Consider the following 19,487-nt stretch of genomic DNA (forward strand, 5'->3'; position numbering starts at 1 on the left):
ATGATTACAGACACAAGGGCCGAGCCGCGCGAACCCGTCCCCGGGGCGCGCGTTCTGATCGTCGAGGCGCGCTATTACGACGGCATCGCCGACGAGCTCCTGGCAGGCGCGCGTGCGGCGCTCGAAGCCGCCTCCGCCTCCTGGGACCTCGTCACGGTCGATGGCGCGCTCGAGATCCCGGCCATGATCGCCATCGCCGTGGATGCCGCGAGGAGCGGGGGCAGGCCCTATGACGCCGCGGTCGCGCTCGGCTGCGTCATCCGGGGAGAAACCGGGCATTACGACATCGTGGCGGGCGAAAGCGCGCGGGCGCTCATGGATCTCTCGGTCGCCGAGCGCCTTCCGCTCGGGAATGGGATCCTTACGGTCGAGAACGAGGCGCAGGCCTGGGCGCGCGCCCGCGTGTCCGAGATGAACAAGGGGGGCGGCGCGGCCGAGGCCGCGCTCGGGGTGCTCCGGCATGCCCGCCGGCTGAGGGAGGGCACCCGTGGCTAGAGGCGCGCCCGTATCCAAGCCGGCCGAGCGCAGCGCCGCGCGGCTCGCCGCCGTCCAGGCCCTCTATCAGATGGATGTCGCCGGCAAGGGCGTGATCGACGCCATGGCCGAGTTCGAGGCGTTCTGGATCGGCCGCGAGGTCGAGGGGGTCTCCTTCAAACCCGCAGAGAACGCCTTCTTCCGCGACATCCTGCGCGGGACCGTGTCCGAGCAGGTGACGGTGGACAAGCTCGTCGACAAGGCGCTGGCGACCGGGTGGCCGCTGACGCGCGTGGAGGCGGTCCTGCGCGCGATCCTGCGGGCCGGCGCCTACGAGCTCGCCTTCCGGAAGGATGTCCCTGCCCGCGTCATCATCTCGGAATATGTCGACGTCGCGCATGGCTTCTATGGCGAGGAGGAGCCCGGCCTCGTGAACGCCGTGCTCGATGCGATCGCGCGCGAGGTCCGGGAAGGCGAGATGAAGGCGCGCGGTCCGTCCCGCCCGCGCAGCTAGGGAGGGGCGCTTGCCCCGGCCCGGCGAGGACGAGCTGATCGCGCGCTATTTCGCGCCGCTCGCCGGCCCGGGCGCTCTGGCGCTGAAGGACGACGCGGCGCTCCTCGCTCCGCCGCCCGGCCACGACCTCGTGCTCACGGCGGATGCGATCGTCGCCGGGGTCCATTTCCTCCCCGACGATCCGCCGGGCGCGATCGGCCGCAAGGCGTTGGGCGTGAACCTGTCCGACCTCGCCGCGAAGGGGGCCGACCCGCTCGGCTTCCTGCTCACGCTCGCGCTCCCGGCCGATTGGACCGAAGCCTGGCTCGCCGGCTTCTGTTCGGGCCTCGGCGGCATGGCGCGCGAGCTCGCCTGCCCCCTGTTGGGAGGCGACACGGTCAGGACCTCCGGGCCGCTCTCGATCTCGGTCACGGCGCTCGGCGCCGTCCCGGCCGGCCGCATGGTCCGGCGCACGGCGGCCGCACCGGGCCAGGCGATCTGCGTCACGGGCACGATCGGCGACGCGGCGCTCGGCCTCGCGCTCGCCCGCGCCGAGGCCGGTCTCGATCCGGAGCCGGGCTGGGCGCAAGCGCTCTCCGCGGCCGAACGCGCCTTCCTCCTCGACCGCTACCGCAACCCGCAGCCCCGGACCGCGCTTGCGGCGTCGCTCCGCCGCCACGCCAAGGCCGCCATGGATGTCTCCGACGGGCTCGCGGGTGACCTCGCCAAGATGCTGCGGGCGAGCGGGGTCTCCGGCACGCTCGCGCTCGACCGCGTCCCGCTCTCGCCCGCCGCCCAGGCCGCGCTCGCCGCCACGCCGGACCTCCTGCCGGGCCTCGTCTCAGGCGGCGACGATTACGAGATCCTGCTCACCGCCGCGCCGGACGGTCTCGACGCGCTCGCCCGCGAAGCCGCCGCGCTCGGGATCGGCTTCGCCGTCCTGGGCGAGGTGCGGAGCGGACCGGAGCCGCTCGCCATCCTGCGCAACGGGGCACCATATCCTCTTTCCGCCGGGTCGTTCCAGCATTTCTGACGGTGCCACCGGAATGCGCGGCGGCTGAACGGCCGGTGCGGACGGGGCAAGGCCTGGACCGGAAGGACCGCTTTCGGGCGAGCGGGACGGGCACGCGGGCGTAGCCGTTCGGACGCTTTCGAACCCAAGAGGGACATCGCTTATTGAAGGCTAGACGCCGAGCCTCCGTAATCTGTGCTAGAGCATCTTGTCATCTGCCCAGCAACCCGGCTTACCTTGATACACGACGACGACGAGGAGCGCTTCCCTCGGATAACACTATGGCAGTTCCTCGGCGGTGTCTTCACGCCCCTGGCAAACGTCTGGCTTTGGCTTGAGGGGTGGCGCAACCCCTTCGACAGGCATGAAGGTAGTTCCAGGGTCACCTGGACGCTTGTACTGATTCAGATCGCGCTATCGCTCTGCGCAGTATCCCTCATCCTCATATTCGCCTTCGACCGCCAAAGCGCGAGCATGATCGCCCTAGCTGCCTTGGCGGTGGTCTTGGCTTTTCTCATATTCCGGGCACGCTTGAGAAAGCGCAGTTAGAGCAGCAGCACGGTTGCGCAAGATGAGCCGCAATGATCGCCACCTCGAAGGCTAGTTACGGTCGTTGTTTCGGCGGGTCCGCAAACCACCCAACTCGTTCCTAAGGCAGTGTTCTGAGACCAGTCTCACCGTAGCGCTAAGACTCAAATGGTGGACCACCAGCCCAAGACTACAACGGCGACCAATACAAGCCAGAGTGTTTGCTGCTGATGGTTCCCTTGAAGGAGCCAAGCGCCGACGGTTCCGAGCAGTATGGCCACTGTGATGCGGATCGCTGCACGGTACGGCGGCACTCGGGAAGCTTGGGGCGGTACGAACCGTCGCTTAAGCTAAACGACGCTCCCGCTCGATATCTGCACTCCACCTATTCCGTGAAGAACTCGGTTCTGTGCTGGTGACGGGCGTCGGCCGTGATCTTGGGGACGTGCGCCGCTCTGAGCCTCACGCCAAGGAGCGAGAAGTTGTAGAACAACGCACCCCAGGCCGGCGTCAGCCAGGCCACGGTCTCGATCTGGATCCGGAAGCGCGGCTGGACGCGGCCGTCCCCAAGGCCCGGCAGCCGCCGCTTCACCGCGGCCGCGCGAACGGCGCCGCTCGCCGAGTCCGGGAGCCGCCGCGGCCGCCCCTACGCGCCCGAGACCGTCGCGGCGGCGCGGCGATGGTTCGAACAGACCGAGTTGCCGACCGTCATCATCGCCGCACGGGTGCGGGTCACGCCTGTCACGGTGGGCGAAGGCGTATGGCTGGACGCGTCCGCGCGACATCCCGCTTCCGGACGGCCGCCCGGCGCGGCGGCGCCGGCGTCGTCCGCCGCGCCGTCCGTGAGGCTTCTGCCATCCAGAAGGCCTGGACATCGAGGGTGCGCGCCTGGTCTACCCGCCGAGCAGGACAGCCGCCATCACTTATCCAGAACGACCGGTCGGCTGGAACCCAAGCCTGCAGCGATCAGGCCGGGTGCTCGGTTGGAACGCGGGAACGGGCGCATACGGGCGACGGATCGGAGGACGCCGCTAACGGCTCAAGGAAAGCGCGAGGCCATTGAGGTCGGCGGAAACGATTGCGCCGACAGACCGGCCCGACAGCGTGAGCACCGCGCCATTCTGATTGGTCAGGACGATCACCTGCGCGCCGCGGCCCAGCGCGGCTCCCGCTGAGCCGGCGGCGTAAACGCCTTCGACATCCTGCGGCCGCCGGATGTTGCTGACCGTGCCACGGAAATCCGTCTGCGAGGCGCCGAAGGTGAAGCCGTAGCTGAGCCCGCCGATGGAGAGCGGGTAGCGCCGCCCCTTGAAGTTGAGCGTGCCGCTGCCGCCGGAACCACCGATCACCAGGCCCGCCTTGATCACCGAGAACTGAATGCGTCCACCATCGGCCTGCGCGGGCGATAGCGCGGAGGACGAGGCGGCGGCGAGCACGATTGTTGCGAGCAGGGCGCGCGGCCTCGACCAAACCGACATGAGCAGAATCCTCCGATGAGGAGGAGCATGTCCGGATGACAGCCTCGGTGCAACTGGAAGCCGCGATCCGCGTGCCGCGGCGGGCGACGGCGTGCCGGCCGCATGCCGGCGCTACGAGGCGACTTCAAACGCCCGAGCGGGCGGACGATCCGTGAAAGCGCACTCTGCCGTTCAGGCCAGTTCCCGAAGCGGTGCGACCGGATGATCTTCCCTTCGGACAACGTGACTGCGCACGCCCGATCGCCGCGTTGAGCCGCGGACCGGAACGAGCACTTTCGGGCACGCAGCCGGAGAAGCGGAAGCAGGCAACTCGGCCGCTTCCGACCCTTCTCGGACGTTCGGCTCAGCGTCAGAATGGGAAATCGCGGCGGGTGGCTTCGTGAAGGTCGGCCTCCCACTCAGCGTCATCCACCCGGGGAAGACAAACAGGTGAACTCCATTCCGCTCACCGACGCCTTGAGGCAGATCGCTGCCGGAGGAACGATAGCTGCCGAAGCTCTCCCTAGCGTAACTTGGGAGGAGTTCGGCGCTGCGGAGCGAACAGCTAGGAAGGCGTGGCTGGAACTTCACCAATGGGTGTCTGATCAGGACATTCGGCTCAGGGACCCAGGTTATGATAGTGACAAGCGAGGTCGTCTGGCGTGGCTTCTTCGGGAGATCGAGGCAGCACGCACGAGGTAAGCAGGGCTAATCGAACCGGTCTGGACAGGTCTGCTTCCCACCCATGTCGGACATTGGCAGGAACCCTTATTTCTGCTTCGCGAAGAAGCGGGTCTCGTGCGCGAAAAGGCCAGTGTGTCGAGAAAAGGGGCGGAGCACGATTACTAGCGCCTCCCACAGTTCTCGCGTGCGTACCGCGCCGTGCGCTTTGGCGATCTGACCTAAGCTGTAGGCCGCCGTCTCTCTCGCGAGATCACCCAAGGTTCTGTTTGCGTCCCACGTCCGACGCCCGTAGCTATGAACAATGAAGCCGGCCGCGGGGGCTAAAAGCGCGGCTACAAAGAAGCCGGCAGCATCATGCCCAAACGTGGCGACCGCACCAGCAGCGGCAATGCCGTATAGCGTTAGCCCGCCAACCATTGAGGGCACCGTCAATGACGGGTCTGGGACTGACAGGCCGCTCGTGTTTTTCAGATGCGCGTGCCACTCTCGATGATCATGATGGCCGGCGAAGCTGGACAACAGGGTCGCTGGGCGAAGGTCGAGCGACGGTTCGATCAACCTGATCACGCGACGAAGCTCGCGGAACGTTGCAGCCGTTAGGCAGGGGATGGCGTCGCTTCGTTCGACAGTCGGGACGTGAGCGCAAATGACCCGGAAGAGGTCGCCAACCGTCTGACAGGCTTCTGCTTCGCTGTCGGTGATCTTGATCCCGAAGGCTTGTTCGACGGCAACAACGATATCGACGCTATCATCTCCGTCGATGTCGAGGGCTTCGACCACGTTCGCGACCACCATAATGGCAACTCCAACCCACACGGAGAGCACACCACGGCAGGTGTCCGCTTTCAACCCATAGGCGACCTTGCAACTGACCTTCGGTTGCGTCCCTGATGGGGCGAGGGAAGGTGGCCGGTTGGGCGCACTGCCTGACGAAGCTCCGGGAACGGCGCATTGTGGAGCTCACGCAGGATCGGTCCCGCTCCGGCACATGCGATGCTCCTCAATTCGGGGCGTCGCCCGGGACTCTACCTTTCGGATAGAACGATCTGCTCCCCCGCAATCGTTGCGGAGAACGCCTTTGCCGCGTATCGGGCCGCTCGCACGTCGTTCAACTGAGGCGGGATCTTGCCTGCGATCGATGACAGGACCGCCCGGCACAATGCGGTCATTCTCTGCTGCGCCCAGGCGCTCGGGGGTGCGAATCCCGCCATCGTGGTCTCGCTGGGCGGGCTGGTCGGGCAGGCGATCGCGCCGGATCCCGCCTATGCGACCCTGCCGGTCAGCCTGCTGCAGCTCGGCATCGCCTCCGGCACGATACCGGCGGCCTTGGTCATGCGGCGCCTCGGACGGCGCGGCGGCTACTTCGTCGGTACGACGATCGGCGTCGTCGCGGGCTCGGTCGCGGCTGCGGGGGCGGCCTATGGCAGCTTCGGCCTGTTCTGTCTCGGGACCTTCCTGGCGGGCTTCTACTCCGCCTATGTCCAGAGCTACCGCTTCGCCGCGACCGACGCGGCATCGCCCGGGTTCCGGGCGCGCGCCATCGCCTGGGTGATGGCGGGCGGGGTGGTGGCCGGGATCGTCGGCCCGCAGACCGTGATCTGGACGCGCGATCTCGTCCCCCATTCGCCCTTTGCCGGCGGCTTCCTGGGGCAGGCGGTGCTGGCCCTGCTGTCGTTCGGCGTGGTGGCGCTCCTTCGCCCGACCCCGGTCGCGGCGGCTTCCCCGACCGCAGGCGCGGCCGCCGGACGCCCCCTCGGCGTGATCTTCGCCCAGCCGCGCTTCCTGCTCGCCGTCGTGGCCGGGCTCGTCTCCTACGGGCTGATGAGCTTCGTCATGACCGCCGCGCCGCTCGCCATGGTGGTCGAGTGCGGCCACTCGCTGGGGAGCGCGACGCTCGGGATCCAGTGGCACATCCTGGCCATGTACGGCCCGAGCTTCTTCACGGCGGGCCTGATCGGACGGTTCGGGCGGGAGCGGGTCGTGATAGCGGGCCTTGTTCTGATCGCGGCGGCCTCGGCGGTCGCGCTCGGCGGGACGAGCGTTCCCCATTTCTGGACCGCGCTGGTCCTGCTCGGCATCGGCTGGAACTTCGGCTTCATCGGGGCGACGGCGCTCGTCGCCGAATGCTGCCGGCCGGAGGAGCGCACCAGGACGCAGGCCATGAACGACTTCCTGGTCTTCGGCTGCGTGGCGGTCGCGTCGTTCTCGTCCGGAACGCTGGTCACGGCCGGCGGCTGGACGCTCCTGAACTGGATCGTGCTGCCCGTGGTGGCGCTCACCATCGCCCTGATGCTCTGGGGCCTGGCGCGCCGGGTCTTCGCTCCGGCGGAGGGCCGCCTCGTCTGAAGGGCGCATTTGCCCATACGGCGAAAGTTTGGCAGAGACTTGGGAGTCTCTTCTCGCCCCAAGAGGGCGGCGGCCGTCCGGCTGCCCAGAACACCTCAGGCACTCCTTCAGGAAACGGACCGGGACCCTCGATGCTGGCACTCCTCCTCATCGTGATCGGCGGCGCGCTGTCGATCGCCTATGGCCTGTGGGCCATCAACGACGTCATGAAGCGCGATGCCGGAACGGCGCGCATGCAGGAGATCGCGGCGGCGGTCGCGGAAGGCGCGCAGGCCTATCTGAAGCGCCAGTACATCACGATCGGGGTCGTCGGCCTCGTCCTGTTCGTCGTCCTCGCCTTCTTCCTCGGGATCTGGGTCGCGGTCGGCTTCGCCATCGGCGCGATCCTCTCGGGGGCGGCGGGCTTCATCGGCATGAACGTGTCTGTCCGCGCGAATGTGCGGACGGCGCAGGCCGCCTCCCGCTCGCTCGGCGACGGGCTGGATGTCGCCTTCAAGTCCGGCGCCGTGACCGGGATGCTGGTGGCCGGCCTCGCGCTTCTCGGCGTCACGATCTACTACGCCTTCCTGACCCGCGTGCTGGGCGCGCAGCCGGCGAGCCGCCTGGTGATCGATTCGCTGGTCGCGCTCGGCTTCGGCGCCTCCCTCATCTCGATCTTCGCCCGCCTCGGCGGCGGCATCTTCACCAAGGGCGCCGATGTCGGCGCCGACCTCGTCGGCAAGGTCGAGGCCGGCATTCCGGAGGACGATGCGCGCAACCCCGCCACCATCGCGGACAACGTGGGCGACAATGTCGGCGACTGCGCCGGCATGGCGGCGGACCTGTTCGAGACCTACGCGGTGACCATCGTCGCCACGATGGTCCTCGCCGCGATCTTCTTCGCCGCCCAGCCCTATCTCGAGACGATGCTGCTCTACCCGCTCGCCATCGGGGCGGCCTGCATCGTGACCTCGATCATGGGCACCTTCGCGGTGAAGCTCGGGCAGAACCAGTCGATCATGGGCGCCCTGTACAAGGGCTTCGTCGCGACCGGCCTCCTCTCGGTCGTCGCGATCGCCATCGTGAACCTCGTGATGTTCGGCGGCTTCGGCGCGGAGTTCCGCACGGCGGCCGGGGCGACCTTCACGTCCGGCGCGCTGTTCGGCTGCGCTCTCACCGGGCTCGTCGTGACGGCGCTGATCGTCGTCATCACCGAGTACTATACGGGGACCGGCAAGCGCCCCGTGGTCTCGATCGCGCAGGCCTCCGTCACGGGCCACGGCACGAACGTCATCCAGGGCCTCGCGGTCTCGCTCGAATCGACCGCGATGCCGACCATCGTGATCATCGCCGGCATCATCGTCTCCTATGCGCTCGCGGGCCTCTTCGGGATCGCGATCGCGACGACCGCGATGCTGGCGCTGGCGGGCGTCGTCGTGGCGCTGGACGCCTTCGGCCCGGTCACGGACAATGCCGGCGGCATCGCCGAGATGGCGGGGCTGCCGAGCGACGTCCGCAAGTCCACCGACGCGCTGGATGCCGTCGGCAACACGACCAAGGCCGTCACCAAGGGCTATGCGATCGGCTCGGCCGGGCTCGGGGCGCTCGTGCTCTTCGCCGCCTACACGTCCGACCTCAACTTCTTCGTGACGGAGGCGAACAAGCCGGGCTCGACCGCCTTCCAGTACTTCAAGGGCGTGACGGTCGACTTCTCGCTGTCCAACCCCTACGTCGTGGTCGGGCTCCTGCTCGGCGGCCTGATCCCCTTCCTGTTCAGCGGCATCGCGATGACCGCGGTCGGCCGTGCGGCGGGCTCGGTGGTCGAGGAGGTGCGGCGCCAGTTCCGGGAGAAGCCCGGCATCATGGAGGGGCGGGACCGGCCCGATTACGGCCGCGCCGTCGACATGCTGACCCGCGCCGCGATCAAGGAGATGGTGATCCCGTCCCTTCTCCCGGTGCTTGCGCCGATCGTGACCTATTTCGCCATCAACGCGATCGCCGGGCGGAACCAGGCCTTCGCGGCGGTCGGCGCGATGCTGATGGGCGTGATCGTCACGGGCATCTTCGTCGCGATCTCGATGACCTCCGGCGGCGGCGCCTGGGACAACGCCAAGAAGAGCTTCGAGGACGGCTTCGTCGACAAGGACGGCGTGCGCCACATGAAGGGGTCGGAGGCGCACAAGGCCTCCGTCACCGGCGATACCGTGGGCGACCCCTACAAGGACACCGCAGGCCCGGCCGTGAACCCGGCGATCAAGATCACCAACATCATCGCGCTGCTTCTTCTCGCGATCCTCGCCCATAGCTGAGCCGAAGCGTGGCTCCGGCCGGTCCGCCGGCCGGGGTTGCGCGAACGGCCGGAAGGCCATACCAAGCAGACGCCCGCCAGGGTGTCGGAGCGTAGCGCAGCCCGGTTAGCGCACTAGTCTGGGGGACTAGGGGTCGTGGGTTCGAATCCCGCCGCTCCGACCATTCTGGCACCAATTCCGAAGGCCGCCTCCGGGCGGCTTTCCTGTATGTAGCGGCCGCTGTGTCCGATGCACGGCGGGCGACCGGCAAATCGGCAGAGGCGATGGCTGCTTTCCCGACCCTCGACGATCTGGACGCGCGGCGCTGATGGGCGGCGCGAATCCGGCCCGGCCTGTCCTGTTCGCCGACGCCCGCGTGGTCGACCCGCGCTCCGGCCGCGACGGGCGCGGCGCGGTGCTGGTGCGGGACGGGATCATCGCCGACGTGGTCTGGGGCGCGACCCCCGATCTGCCCGACGGCGCGGAGCGCGTCGCGTGCGAGGGCCTGGTCCTCGCGCCGGGGCTCGTCGACATGCGGGCCTTCATCGGCGAGCCGGGAGCGGAGCACCGGGAAACGCTGAAGAGCGCGAGCGAAGCTGCGGCCGCGGGCGGGGTCACGACCCTCGTCTCCATGCCGGATACGAACCCGGTCGTGGACGATCCCGCGATCGTCGACTTCCTACTGCGCCGGGCACGCGATACCGCGATCGTCAACATCCATCCCGCCGCCGCCATTACGAAGGGCCTGGAAGGTCGCGAGATGACCGAGATCGGCCTTCTCCGCGAGGCGGGAGCGGTCGCTTTCACCGACGGTGCGAAGGGGGTGGCGTCCGCGGGCGTGATGCGGCGGGCCCTGACCTATGCGCGCGACCTGGACGCTCTCCTGATGCCGCATCTCGAGGAGGCCAGCCTCGTCGGCACCGGGGTGATGAACGAGGGGGAATTCGCTTCGCGGCTCGGTCTCGGCGGCATTCCGCGCGAGGCCGAGACCCTGATGCTGGAGCGGGACATCCGCCTCGTCCGCCTCACCCGCGGCCGGTACCACGCGGCCATGATCTCCTGCGCCGATTCGGTCGAGATCGTGCGGCGCGCGAAGGAGGCGGGCCTGCAGGTCACCTGCGGCGTCTCCGTGAACAATCTCGCGCTGAACGAGAACGATGTCGGCGATTACCGCACCTTCTGCAAGCTCTCGCCGCCGCTCCGCCACGAGGATGACCGCCAAGCCGTGATCCAGGCCCTCGCGGAGGGGCTGATCGACGTGGTCGTCTCCGATCACAACCCGCAGGATGTGGAGACCAAGCGGCTTCCCTTTGCCGAGGCCGCCGATGGCGCGGTCGGACTGGAGACGCTCCTCGCCGCCTCGCTCCGGCTCGTCCACGAGGGGGCGATCGAATTGGCGCCGCTCCTCGCGGCCTTGTCGAGCCGGCCGGCCGAGATCCTGGGCCTGCCCGGGGGGCAGATCGCCGCCGGGGCGCCGGCGGACCTGATACTCGTCGATATCGACCGGCCCTATGTGCTGGACAAGCGCAAGCTGCGTTCGCTGTCCAAGAACTCGCCCTTCGACGAGGCCCGGCTGGAGGGTAGGGTCGTCGCGACCTTTGTCGCCGGGCGCCGCGTGCATGGGGGCTTCGAGGAGGTGGCTGGATGACCGCCCTGTCCTGGGGCGCGATCGGCGCCGGGCTCCTTCTCGGCTACCTGCTCGGGTCCGTGCCGTTCGGGCTGCTTCTCACTCGGGCCGCCGGGCTCGGCGACGTCCGGGCGATCGGCTCGGGGAATATCGGCGCGACGAACGTCCTCCGCACGGGCCGCAAAGGGCTTGCCGCCGCGACGCTCCTGTTCGACGCCCTGAAGGGGACGGTGGCGATCCTGGTCGCGCTGCGGCTCCTCGGCCCCGAAGCGGCGCTCGCGGCGGCGGCAGGCGCCTTCCTGGGCCACGTCTTCCCGGTCTGGCTCGGTTTCAAGGGCGGCAAGGGCGTGGCGACCTTCATCGGCTGCCTCCTGGCCCTGGATTGGCGCGTCGCTCTGATATTCGCGGCCGTCTGGCTCGGCGTGGCGTTCGTGTCGCGCTACTCGTCGCTCGCCGCCCTCGTCGCCTCCATCCTGACCCCGTTCGGGCTGTGGTATTTCGGCGATGCGCCGACGGCTCTCGCCATGGCCGGGCTCGTCGTCGTCCTCTGGTTCAAGCATCGCCCGAATATCGAGCGGCTCCTGGCCGGCACCGAAGGCCGGATCGGCCAGAAGGGATGAGCGGCTTCGCGCTCACGGACGAGCAGCGGCTCGACTGGCTGCGCCTGATCCGAAGCGAGCGCGTCGGTCCCCGCACCTTCCGGGCATTGGTGAACCAGTTCGGCGGGGCCAGGGCGGCGCTGGAGGCGCTGCCGGATCTCGCCCGGCGTGCCGGGCGGCTCACCATCAGGGTGGCGACCCGCGCGGAAGCGGAGCGCGAGCGCGATGCGCTCGCGCGGCTCGGCGGCCGCTTCGTGGCGCAAGGAGAGCCGGACTACCCGAAACCGCTTCTCGCGATCGACAGCGCGCCGCCGCTCCTCGCGGTGCGCGGCTCGGCGGAGGCGCTCGCAAGACCCACCGTGGCGATCGTCGGTTCCCGGAACGCGTCCGCTGCGGGCGGCGCCTTCACGGAGCGGCTCGCGGCCGAGCTCGGCCGCCACGGCTACGTGATCGTATCCGGCCTCGCCCGGGGCATCGACACGCGGGCCCACAAGGCCGCGCTGGCCACCGGGACGGTCGCGGTGCTCGCCGGGGGCCACGAGCGGGTCTATCCGAGCGAGAACCTGCCTCTCCTGGACCGCATCCTCGGAGAGGGTGGAGCCGCGGTGAGCGAGATGCCGATCGGCTGGGAGCCGCGGGGCCGCGATTTTCCCCGACGGAATCGTATCGTGTCCGGACTGTCCTACGGGGTCGTGGTCGTCGAGGCGGCGCGGCGCTCCGGCTCGCTGATCACGGCGCGCTTCGCCCTGGAGCAGGGCAGGGAGGTCTTCGCCGTTCCGGGTTCGCCCCTCGATCCCCGGGCGGAGGGCACGAACGACCTGATCCGCAGCGGCGCCACGCTGTGTGCCGGCGCCGAGCATGTGATTGCGGTGATCGAGCCGCTCCTGGCGGCAGGTCCGACCCCTACGGCTTCGCCCGGGACGGACGGCGTCTATCGCGAGGCGGCCGGCCTCTATGGGCAGCACGAGGAACTGTGGGACGAGCTCGAGATCGCAGGCGCCGCGCCCGCCCCGAGCCTCAGCTTCGAGGAGGCGTTCGAGGAACCCGCTGCCGCGACGACGGACCGCGAGCGCGTGCTCTCCCTGATCGGTGGTGCTCCGATCGGACCGGATGAGATCGCCCGGCAGTCAGGATTGCCCGTCAGGACCGTGCAGATGGTCCTCGTAGAGCTCGACATGGAAGGGGTGATCGACCGTCATCCCGGCCAGACGATCACGCTCCGGCCGGACCGGGCAGCCCGCCCGGTCTGAACCAGGTTTCGGCCGAGGGGAGTTCAGCGGGCGCGGGGTTCTCGGGCGAGCCGCCGGAGCGTGCTCGCCGCTTCGAGCTGAGCGATATCCAGAAGATAGGCCAGCACCTCGAGCTGCGAGCCTCGGGCAAGTCTGGCGAGCTCGATCGTAATGTCGGCTATATAGGCGGCTGTGCTTTCGGGCCGGACAGGTGCGGAGCTGCATTCCGCCCGGCGATGCTGCCGAGCCCTGCCTGCCGCCCGGTTGACGCCGTCTCCGGGATCTTGCGGCATCCCCATGCGTCTGCCCCCGTTCCGCCCTTCCAGCGGAAGGTATACACAACCAAAGATTATCGCAACGGCGGTTGATGACTAATACAAGGTTGTGTCTTCGCTGCGCGAGGTGCGGATGCGGTCGAGGGCGCCCTGAAGGATGTAGGCTGCAGCCATGCGGTCGACGACTTCGGCTCGTCTGGCGCGCGAGGCGTCCGCGTCGATCAGGGCCCGCTGCACGGCCGCCGTCGAGAGCCGCTCGTCCCAGAAGGCGACCGGCAGCGGCAGGACGCGCCCGAGGTTGCGCATGAAGGCGCGGGTCGCCTGGGCGCGCGGTCCCTCGGACCCGTCCATGTTGACTGGAAGGCCCACCACGAAGCCGCCGATCCCGTACCGCCGCACATGCTCGCCGAGCCGCTCGGCGTCCTTGCCGAACTTGGTCCGCACCAGGGTCTCCAGAGGCGTCGCCAAGGTCCGCTCCACGTCGGACATGGCGAGCCCGATCGTCTTCGTCCCGATGTCGAAGCCGAGCAGGCGCTGGCCGCGGGGAAGCGCTGCGAGGGCTGCGAGCGCAGGCTCTAGCGCGATCACGTGCCCGCCCCGGAACAAGCCCGCGCAAAGGCTTCCGGCTCCTTCATTCGCCCGGTAAGTGGGAGGGCGCGACAAGGAGATGCACGTCCATGAGGATTACCTGGCTCGGCCATTCCGCCTTCCGTCTCGAATTCGCTGACAAGGTCGTGCTGATCGATCCGTTTCTCACCGGCAATCCGGGCTTCTCCGGCGAGGGCGAAGCCGCCTCCGCCGGGACGACCCACATCCTGATCACGCACGGCCATTCCGATCACATCGGGGACACGATCGATATCGCCAAGCGCACCGGAGCGAAGGTCGTCGCGAATTTCGAGATCTGCATGTGGCTCGCGAATCGCGGCGTGTCCTCCATCGACCCGATGAATTCGGGCGGGACGACCGACCAGGGCGGGTTCCAGGTCACGATGGTCCGGGCCGACCACAGCTCGACCATGATCGACGGCGAAGTCTTCACGCCAATGGGGAATCCGCACGGCCTCATCGTCACGGCCCCCGGTGAGCCGACCGTCTACCATATGGGCGATACCGATCTCTTCATGGAGATGGAACTCATCCAGGAGCTGCATCGGCCGGACATCCTGATGGTCCCGATCGGCGACCGCTTCACGATGGGCGCCGAGCGCACCGCCTTCGCGGTGAAGCGCTTCTTCACGCCGAAGGCCGTGATACCGTGCCATTTCGGCTCGTTCCCGATCATCGCCCAGAATGCCGACGGGTTCGTGGCCGCCATGGAGGGGAGCGGCGTCCAGGTGATCACGCCGCATGTCGGAACGGCGGTCACGATCCGCGCGGATTAACCATATCCCGTGCGCCCGTCCCTAGGCGCGTGACACCTGCAGTGCGCCGGTGGCATAAGACCGTTTACGGTTTCTTAACCGTAGCGGGGCGCGACGGATGGCCGGGACAGGGGACGCGGATAGCCGCCGGGCGGTGCAGGTGATCGACGGCGAGGTCCGGGACGAGAGCTGGCACCAGCTCGGCCTGGGGCCTGTGCTCGCATCTCTCCCGAAAGTGCCCGGGTCGGCACCTGTCGTGCCGGCGGGGCCGGCGGCCGGTGCCGTCCGGTCCCTCCCCGGAGCCGGCGAGGGCGAGCGGGTTCTCCGGATCCCCGGGGCGGTCCGGCGGGTGCCCGTTTCGGCCTTCGTCTCCATCGGGCGGCGTGCGTCCTCGCCCGTACCGAGCCACCGGGCCGGGAGGCAGGTGAGCGGCCGCTCGGCGAACGACAATGCGCCGGCCGGCGAGCGCCGCTCCGTGTGGCGCGACCTGTTCTTTCTGGCCGTCCTCTTCGCCACCGTGGCCGGAGCCTTCTGGAGCGGGCGGGTCCACGGCCTGCAGAAAGTCATCGTGGTTCCGGGGCCGTCGAGCTTCTATTCGGTCGTGACCTGAGCGGCCCGTCGGTTGTCGGCGTGAGACGGGCGGTGCTATAGCCGCCCCATCACCGCCATCTCGAGGAAACCATGTCGGTCGACCAAGCGACTGTCCGCCGGATCGCACGTCTTGCTCGCATCAGACTGGACGAGGCGGACCTGCCGCAGATGCAGGATGAGCTCAACGCCATCCTGTCCTTCGTCGAGCAGCTCGAGGAGGTGGATGTGGCCGGTGTGGAGCCCATGACCTCCGTCACGCCGATGGCCATGAGGATGCGGCCGGACGTCGTGACGGACGGCGGCGACGTCGTGTCCATTCTGGCCAACGCGCCTGTGTCCGAAGATGGCTTCTTCGTCGTACCCAAGGTCGTCGAATAGGCCGACAATTCCCTGCCGCGCTCCGCAACGATCGGAGCGCCGAGATCCCCGAGCGCCGGAACCCGGCCCGAAGAGCCCATGAGCGATCTGACCGATCTGACCCTCGCGGAGGCCCGCGACGCCCTGAAGGCCCGCAAGCTCTCCTCGACCGAGCTGACGCAGGCCCATGTGACCGCGGTCGAGAACGCGCGGGCGCTCAACGCCTATGTCCTCGAGACCCCCGAGCTCGCCCTCGAAGCCGCGGCTCGGAGCGATGCGAGGCTGGCCCGCGGCGAGGGAGGCCCGCTCGAAGGGCTTCCGCTCGGCATCAAGGACCTGTTCTGCACCAGGGGAGTGCGCACCACCGCCTGCAGCCGCATCCTCGGGGAGTTCAAGCCGACCTACGAGTCGACCGTCACGGCCAATCTCTGGCGCGACGGCGCCGTGATGCTGGGCAAGCTCAACAACGACGAATTCGCGATGGGCTCGTCGAACGAGACCTCCTGCTTCGGGCCCGTCGTGTCGCCCTGGCGGCGGCGCGGCTCGAACGTCCATGCCGAGACGGGCGAGGGAATCGTCGGCCAGCACCTGGTGCCCGGCGGATCCTCGGGCGGCTCGGCGGCAGCCGTCGCGGCCCGCCTTTGCCTGGGCGCCACCGCGACCGATACCGGCGGGTCCATCCGCCAGCCCGCCGCCTTCACGGGGACGGTCGGGATCAAGCCGACCTACGGCCGCTGCTCGCGCTGGGGCATCGTCGCCTTCGCGTCGTCCCTCGACCAGGCCGGCCCGATCGCCCGCACGGTTCGCGACAACGCGATCCTGCTCCGCTCCATGGCCGGGCACGATCCGAAGGACACGACCTCGGCGGACATCCCGGTGCCGGATTTCGAGGCCGCTGTCGGGCGCGGCGTGAAGGGGCTGAAGATCGGAATCCCGAAGGAATACCGGCTCGACGGCATTCCGGCCGAAATCGAGGCGCTCTGGCAGCGCGGGGCCGAGTGGCTGCGCGATGCCGGAGCCGAAATCGTCGAGGTCTCCCTCCCTCACACCAAATACGCTCTTCCGGCCTATTACATCGTGGCGCCCGCCGAGGCTTCGTCGAACCTCGCCCGCTACGACGGCGTGCGGTACGGGCTCCGGGTTCCCGCCAAGGACGTGATCGGCCTCTACGAGGAGACCCGCGCCCTAGGCTTCGGGCGCGAGGTCAAGCGGCGGGTCATGATCGGCACCTACGTGCTCTCGGCCGGCTATTACGACGCCTATTACGTCCGGGCGCAGAAGATCCGGACGCTCATCAAGCGGGATTTCGAGCAGGTCTATGCGAGCGGGGTGGACGCGATCCTCACGCCCGCGACTCCGTCAGCGGCCTTCGGCATCGGCGAGAAGGGCTCGGCCGATCCGGTCGAGATGTACCTGAACGACGTCTTCACGGTCACCGTGAACATGGCCGGTCTGCCGGGAATCTCGGTGCCCGCGGGCCTCGATTCGCAGGGCCTGCCGCTCGGGCTGCAGCTGATCGGCCGCGCCTTCGACGAGGAGACGCTGTTCGCGGCCGGCCAGGTGATCGAGGATGCGGCCGGGCGTCTGACGATGCCGGACGCCTGGTGGACGTGACACCGGTCGGCGTTCCGGTCTCGGTCTGGATCTGGGCGGCCTTCGATCCCGTCCTGATCGCGGTCGCCGTGTCGCTGGGCTGGCGCGCGGACCAGAAGGGCAAGATCTTCATCGCCGCGATCGCCGCGCTCGCGATCGCGCTCCTCGTCGACTGGCTGCTCACCCTGATCGGCCTGCCGACGCTCGCGCCGCTCTCGCGAAGCGGCCCGACCCTGTTCCCGGTGCGGGCGGTCGCGGCTCTCGCCTGGGCAGCTCTGGGATATGGCGCTCGCCGGCTTCGCGGCCGCTGGAGATGAAAGCCGGGCATGCGCCCGGCCTCGGTCACGGCTGCTGTGGAGCGTCCTGCCTGGAGGGCGAGAGCCTCAGGCTCGGAAGCGAAGGCGGAGCCTCCGTCCGGCTGATGCCGCCTGTCATGAGATCGCTGCTCGCCCGGCCGTTCAGGTTGTCCGTGTCGTAGTACAGGAAGGCGAGGAGCCCGCCGGCAACGACCATGCCGCCCATGAGGAACGCGCCGAAATGCGAGCGCTCCGGCTCCGCTTCGTAACCGGTGAAACGGTCGTCGTCCCGCAGCTCGAGCTCGGGCGGCATATTGTCAAGGTTGTCTGGTCTCTCGAGAGCCATAACCAAGCTCCAGGTTGCTCATTTCTGCTTTCCCAACGCAGAAGCACATGGCTTGGTTCATCGCGATTCAACCTGATGAGCTGCTCAGCTTGCCGAATGCTGTACGTATTCCTTCGCGAGCAAGACAGCTTGGCGGTTCGGGCGCCTCCGGTATTGCTGCAGGGACGTCCGCCGGAATGGACCTGTCGGGCGGCCAGGAGGTGCGTCGCCGCCCGGGCAAGCAGACGCGGCAGAGGGGCGCGTCCAGCGGGCGCCGGTTGACCCTCCGGGCTCCTCGTCCTTACTGCAGGCCGGAACTGGACGAAGTCATGAACGCCGCTATCGACCCGAAGAAGCTGATCAAAGGGGCCATCTCCGACTGGGAGGTCATCATCGGCATGGAGATCCATGCGCAGGTGACCAGCAAGTCGAAGCTGTTCTCGGGCGCGTCCACAGCCTTCGGCGGGCCGCCGAACGCCCACGTGTCGCTGGTGGACGCCGCGATGCCCGGCATGCTCCCGGTGATCAACGAGGAATGCGTCGCCCAGGCCGTGCGCACCGGGCTCGGGCTCAAGGCCCGGATCAATCTCAGGTCCGTCTTCGACCGCAAGAACTACTTCTACCCGGACCTGCCGCAGGGCTATCAGATCAGCCAGTACAAGAGCCCGATCGTGGGCGAGGGGGAGGTGGTCGTCGACCTGCCCGACGGCGAGACGATCACGGTCGGCATCGAGCGGCTGCACCTGGAGCAGGACGCCGGCAAGTCGATCCACGACCTCTCGGCGACGGACAGCTTCGTCGACCTGAACCGGTCGGGCGTGGCGCTCATGGAGATCGTGTCGAAGCCCGACATGCGCTCCTCCGAGGAGGCCAAGGCCTATGTGGCGAAGCTGCGCACGATCCTGCGCTATCTCGGCACCTGCGACGGCGACATGGAGAAGGGAAATCTCCGGGCGGACGTGAACGTCTCCGTCCGCCGGCCGGGCGAGCCGCTCGGCACGCGCTGCGAGATCAAGAACGTGAACTCGATCCGCTTCATAGGCCAGGCGATCGAGTACGAGGCACGCCGCCAGATCGCGATCCTCGAGGACGGCGGCACGATCGACCAGGAGACGCGGCTTTTCGATGCGGGCCGGGGTGAGACGCGGTCGATGCGCTCCAAGGAGGAGGCGCATGACTACCGCTACTTCCCGGATCCGGACCTGCTGCCGCTGGAGCTCAGCCCGGCCTATGTGGAGGACCTCGCGCAGCACCTGCCCGAACTGCCCGATGCCAAGAAGGCGCGGTTCGTCGCCGATTACGGGCTCACGCCCTATGACGCGGGCGTGCTCGTGGCCGAGCGCGCCTCAGCCGACTACTTCGAGGCGGTGGCGAGAGGCCGCGACGGGAAGGCGGCGGCGAACTGGATCATCAACGAGCTCTTCGGCCGACTCAACAAGGAGGGCAAGGGCATCGAGGATTCGCCCGTCTCCGCCGCGCAGCTCGGCGCGATCGTGGACCTGATCGGGGAGAAGGTGATCTCGGGCAAGATCGCCAAGGACCTGTTCGAGATCGTGTGGAGCGAGGGCGGCGAGCCGCGCGAGATCGTCGAGGCGCGCGGCATGAAGCAGGTGACCGATACGGGCGCGATCGAGGCCGCAGTCGACCAGATCATCGCCGCGAACCCGGACAAGGTGGAGCAGGCTAAGGCCAAGCCGACCCTGCTCGGCTGGTTCGTCGGTCAGGTCATGAAGGCTACCGGCGGGAAGACAAACCCCCAGGCAGTAAACGAGATGCTCAAGCAGAAGCTCGGCATCTGATAGGGTGAGGCGGTATTTAGCTCCATTCGAAAAGATGAACGGGCGTTCATTTTCAGTGTAGCGGCAGGCGAATTCAAGATCCACAGCTGCAGATCCGGAACTCGGCCCCGCGCAGGGCGTTCCTCGGCCACGGTGGAACCGGTTGAGAGGACAACGCCTATGAGAATTCTT

Annotated in this window: 21 protein-coding genes and 1 tRNA gene; 16 read left to right on the plus strand and 6 right to left on the minus strand. The window is 68.4% G+C overall.

The features are described from left to right. From ribH to HJG44_RS23405, 4 genes are all read left to right on the plus strand, one after another. The gene (gene ribH, locus HJG44_RS12975) at positions 1 to 495 is read left to right on the plus strand and encodes a 6,7-dimethyl-8-ribityllumazine synthase (RefSeq protein ID WP_171218759.1); all 495 of its coding nucleotides are present in this window, start codon (positions 1 to 3) and stop codon (positions 493 to 495) included. Then, positions 488 to 988, plus strand: a complete 501-nt coding sequence (nusB, locus tag HJG44_RS12980; RefSeq protein ID WP_171218760.1) for a transcription antitermination factor NusB — start codon at positions 488 to 490, stop codon at positions 986 to 988. Before ribH ends, nusB begins: the two co-directional genes overlap by 8 nt. A gap of 10 nt (positions 989 to 998) precedes the next feature. Continuing rightward, positions 999 to 2,000, plus strand: coding sequence for a thiamine-phosphate kinase (gene thiL / locus HJG44_RS12985; protein ID WP_171218761.1), 1,002 nt, complete (start codon positions 999 to 1,001; stop codon positions 1,998 to 2,000). Positions 2,001 to 2,216: 216 nt separating this feature from the next. Further along, complete coding sequence (locus tag HJG44_RS23405) at positions 2,217 to 2,528, plus strand: hypothetical protein (RefSeq protein WP_210261076.1); 312 nt, start codon at positions 2,217 to 2,219, stop codon at positions 2,526 to 2,528. 364 nt (positions 2,529 to 2,892) lie between these two features. Here the strand turns inward: HJG44_RS23405 and HJG44_RS12990 are convergent, their stop codons facing one another. The 3 genes from HJG44_RS12990 to HJG44_RS13000 form a co-directional block, all read right to left on the minus strand. Continuing rightward, on the minus strand, positions 2,893 to 3,099 hold the full coding sequence (locus tag HJG44_RS12990) for a hypothetical protein (RefSeq protein ID WP_171218762.1): 207 nt from the start codon (positions 3,097 to 3,099) through the stop codon (positions 2,893 to 2,895). 439 nt (positions 3,100 to 3,538) lie between these two features. Further along, positions 3,539 to 3,985: a lipid-binding SYLF domain-containing protein gene (locus HJG44_RS12995; protein ID WP_171218763.1), complete on the minus strand. Its 447-nt coding sequence runs from the start codon at positions 3,983 to 3,985 to the stop codon at positions 3,539 to 3,541. A 747-nt stretch (positions 3,986 to 4,732) separates the two neighbouring features. After that, a complete protein-coding gene (locus tag HJG44_RS13000; protein WP_171218764.1) occupies positions 4,733 to 5,443 on the minus strand; it encodes an acyl carrier protein in 711 nt (236 codons plus the stop codon). Positions 5,444 to 5,773: 330 nt separating this feature from the next. On the opposite strand from HJG44_RS13000, the gene HJG44_RS13005 reads away from it, so the two are divergent. The 6 genes from HJG44_RS13005 to dprA all read left to right on the plus strand — a co-directional run bounded on the left by HJG44_RS13005 (position 5,774) and on the right by dprA (position 12,737). Beyond that, positions 5,774 to 6,994 (plus strand): MFS transporter, encoded by a 1,221-nt coding sequence (locus HJG44_RS13005; RefSeq protein WP_171218765.1) that lies wholly within the window; start codon positions 5,774 to 5,776, stop codon positions 6,992 to 6,994. Between the two features lie 131 nt (positions 6,995 to 7,125). Then, on the plus strand, positions 7,126 to 9,282 hold the full coding sequence (locus HJG44_RS13010; RefSeq protein WP_171218766.1) for a sodium-translocating pyrophosphatase: 2,157 nt from the start codon (positions 7,126 to 7,128) through the stop codon (positions 9,280 to 9,282). Between the two features lie 85 nt (positions 9,283 to 9,367). Continuing rightward, a tRNA-Pro gene (locus HJG44_RS13015) sits at positions 9,368 to 9,445 on the plus strand. Between the two features lie 144 nt (positions 9,446 to 9,589). After that, the gene (locus HJG44_RS13020) at positions 9,590 to 10,909 is read left to right on the plus strand and encodes a dihydroorotase (protein ID WP_171218767.1); all 1,320 of its coding nucleotides are present in this window, start codon (positions 9,590 to 9,592) and stop codon (positions 10,907 to 10,909) included. Then, the gene (gene plsY, locus HJG44_RS13025; protein WP_171218768.1) at positions 10,906 to 11,508 is read left to right on the plus strand and encodes a glycerol-3-phosphate 1-O-acyltransferase PlsY; all 603 of its coding nucleotides are present in this window, start codon (positions 10,906 to 10,908) and stop codon (positions 11,506 to 11,508) included. The genes HJG44_RS13020 and plsY overlap by 4 nt, the downstream gene beginning before the upstream one ends. Continuing rightward, positions 11,505 to 12,737: a DNA-processing protein DprA gene (gene dprA, locus HJG44_RS13030; RefSeq protein WP_171218769.1), complete on the plus strand. Its 1,233-nt coding sequence runs from the start codon at positions 11,505 to 11,507 to the stop codon at positions 12,735 to 12,737. The genes plsY and dprA overlap by 4 nt, the downstream gene beginning before the upstream one ends. Positions 12,738 to 12,760: 23 nt before the next feature. Here dprA and HJG44_RS13035 read toward each other — a convergent pair whose 3' ends face one another. Next, a complete protein-coding gene (locus tag HJG44_RS13035; RefSeq protein WP_171218770.1) occupies positions 12,761 to 13,015 on the minus strand; it encodes a hypothetical protein in 255 nt (84 codons plus the stop codon). 72 nt (positions 13,016 to 13,087) lie between these two features. Then, positions 13,088 to 13,579: a Holliday junction resolvase RuvX gene (gene ruvX / locus HJG44_RS13040; RefSeq protein WP_171218771.1), complete on the minus strand. Its 492-nt coding sequence runs from the start codon at positions 13,577 to 13,579 to the stop codon at positions 13,088 to 13,090. 89 nt (positions 13,580 to 13,668) lie between these two features. On the opposite strand from ruvX, the gene HJG44_RS13045 reads away from it, so the two are divergent. The 5 genes from HJG44_RS13045 (at position 13,669) to HJG44_RS13065 (ending at position 17,213) form a co-directional block, all read left to right on the plus strand. Next, on the plus strand, positions 13,669 to 14,376 hold the full coding sequence (locus tag HJG44_RS13045) for a metal-dependent hydrolase (protein ID WP_171218772.1): 708 nt from the start codon (positions 13,669 to 13,671) through the stop codon (positions 14,374 to 14,376). Between the two features lie 97 nt (positions 14,377 to 14,473). Further along, positions 14,474 to 14,965 (plus strand): hypothetical protein, encoded by a 492-nt coding sequence (locus HJG44_RS13050; RefSeq protein WP_171218773.1) that lies wholly within the window; start codon positions 14,474 to 14,476, stop codon positions 14,963 to 14,965. Between the two features lie 71 nt (positions 14,966 to 15,036). Next, complete coding sequence (gene gatC, locus HJG44_RS13055; RefSeq protein WP_171218774.1) at positions 15,037 to 15,324, plus strand: Asp-tRNA(Asn)/Glu-tRNA(Gln) amidotransferase subunit GatC; 288 nt, start codon at positions 15,037 to 15,039, stop codon at positions 15,322 to 15,324. Positions 15,325 to 15,402: 78 nt separating this feature from the next. Further along, positions 15,403 to 16,917, plus strand: a complete 1,515-nt coding sequence (gene gatA, locus HJG44_RS13060) for an Asp-tRNA(Asn)/Glu-tRNA(Gln) amidotransferase subunit GatA (RefSeq protein ID WP_171218775.1) — start codon at positions 15,403 to 15,405, stop codon at positions 16,915 to 16,917. Next, the gene (locus tag HJG44_RS13065; RefSeq protein WP_430395065.1) at positions 16,914 to 17,213 is read left to right on the plus strand and encodes a hypothetical protein; all 300 of its coding nucleotides are present in this window, start codon (positions 16,914 to 16,916) and stop codon (positions 17,211 to 17,213) included. The genes gatA and HJG44_RS13065 overlap by 4 nt, the downstream gene beginning before the upstream one ends. 25 nt (positions 17,214 to 17,238) lie before the next feature. Here the strand turns inward: HJG44_RS13065 and HJG44_RS13070 are convergent, their stop codons facing one another. Then, positions 17,239 to 17,538 (minus strand): hypothetical protein, encoded by a 300-nt coding sequence (locus HJG44_RS13070; RefSeq protein ID WP_171218777.1) that lies wholly within the window; start codon positions 17,536 to 17,538, stop codon positions 17,239 to 17,241. A 308-nt stretch (positions 17,539 to 17,846) separates the two neighbouring features. On the opposite strand from HJG44_RS13070, the gene gatB reads away from it, so the two are divergent. Then, complete coding sequence (gene gatB / locus HJG44_RS13075; protein WP_171218778.1) at positions 17,847 to 19,316, plus strand: Asp-tRNA(Asn)/Glu-tRNA(Gln) amidotransferase subunit GatB; 1,470 nt, start codon at positions 17,847 to 17,849, stop codon at positions 19,314 to 19,316. Positions 19,317 to 19,487: the final 171 nt, after the last annotated feature.

The organism is Enterovirga aerilata (genome assembly GCF_013044135.1).
In the GTDB taxonomy this organism is placed as follows: Bacteria; Pseudomonadota; Alphaproteobacteria; order Rhizobiales; family Beijerinckiaceae; genus Enterovirga; species Enterovirga aerilata.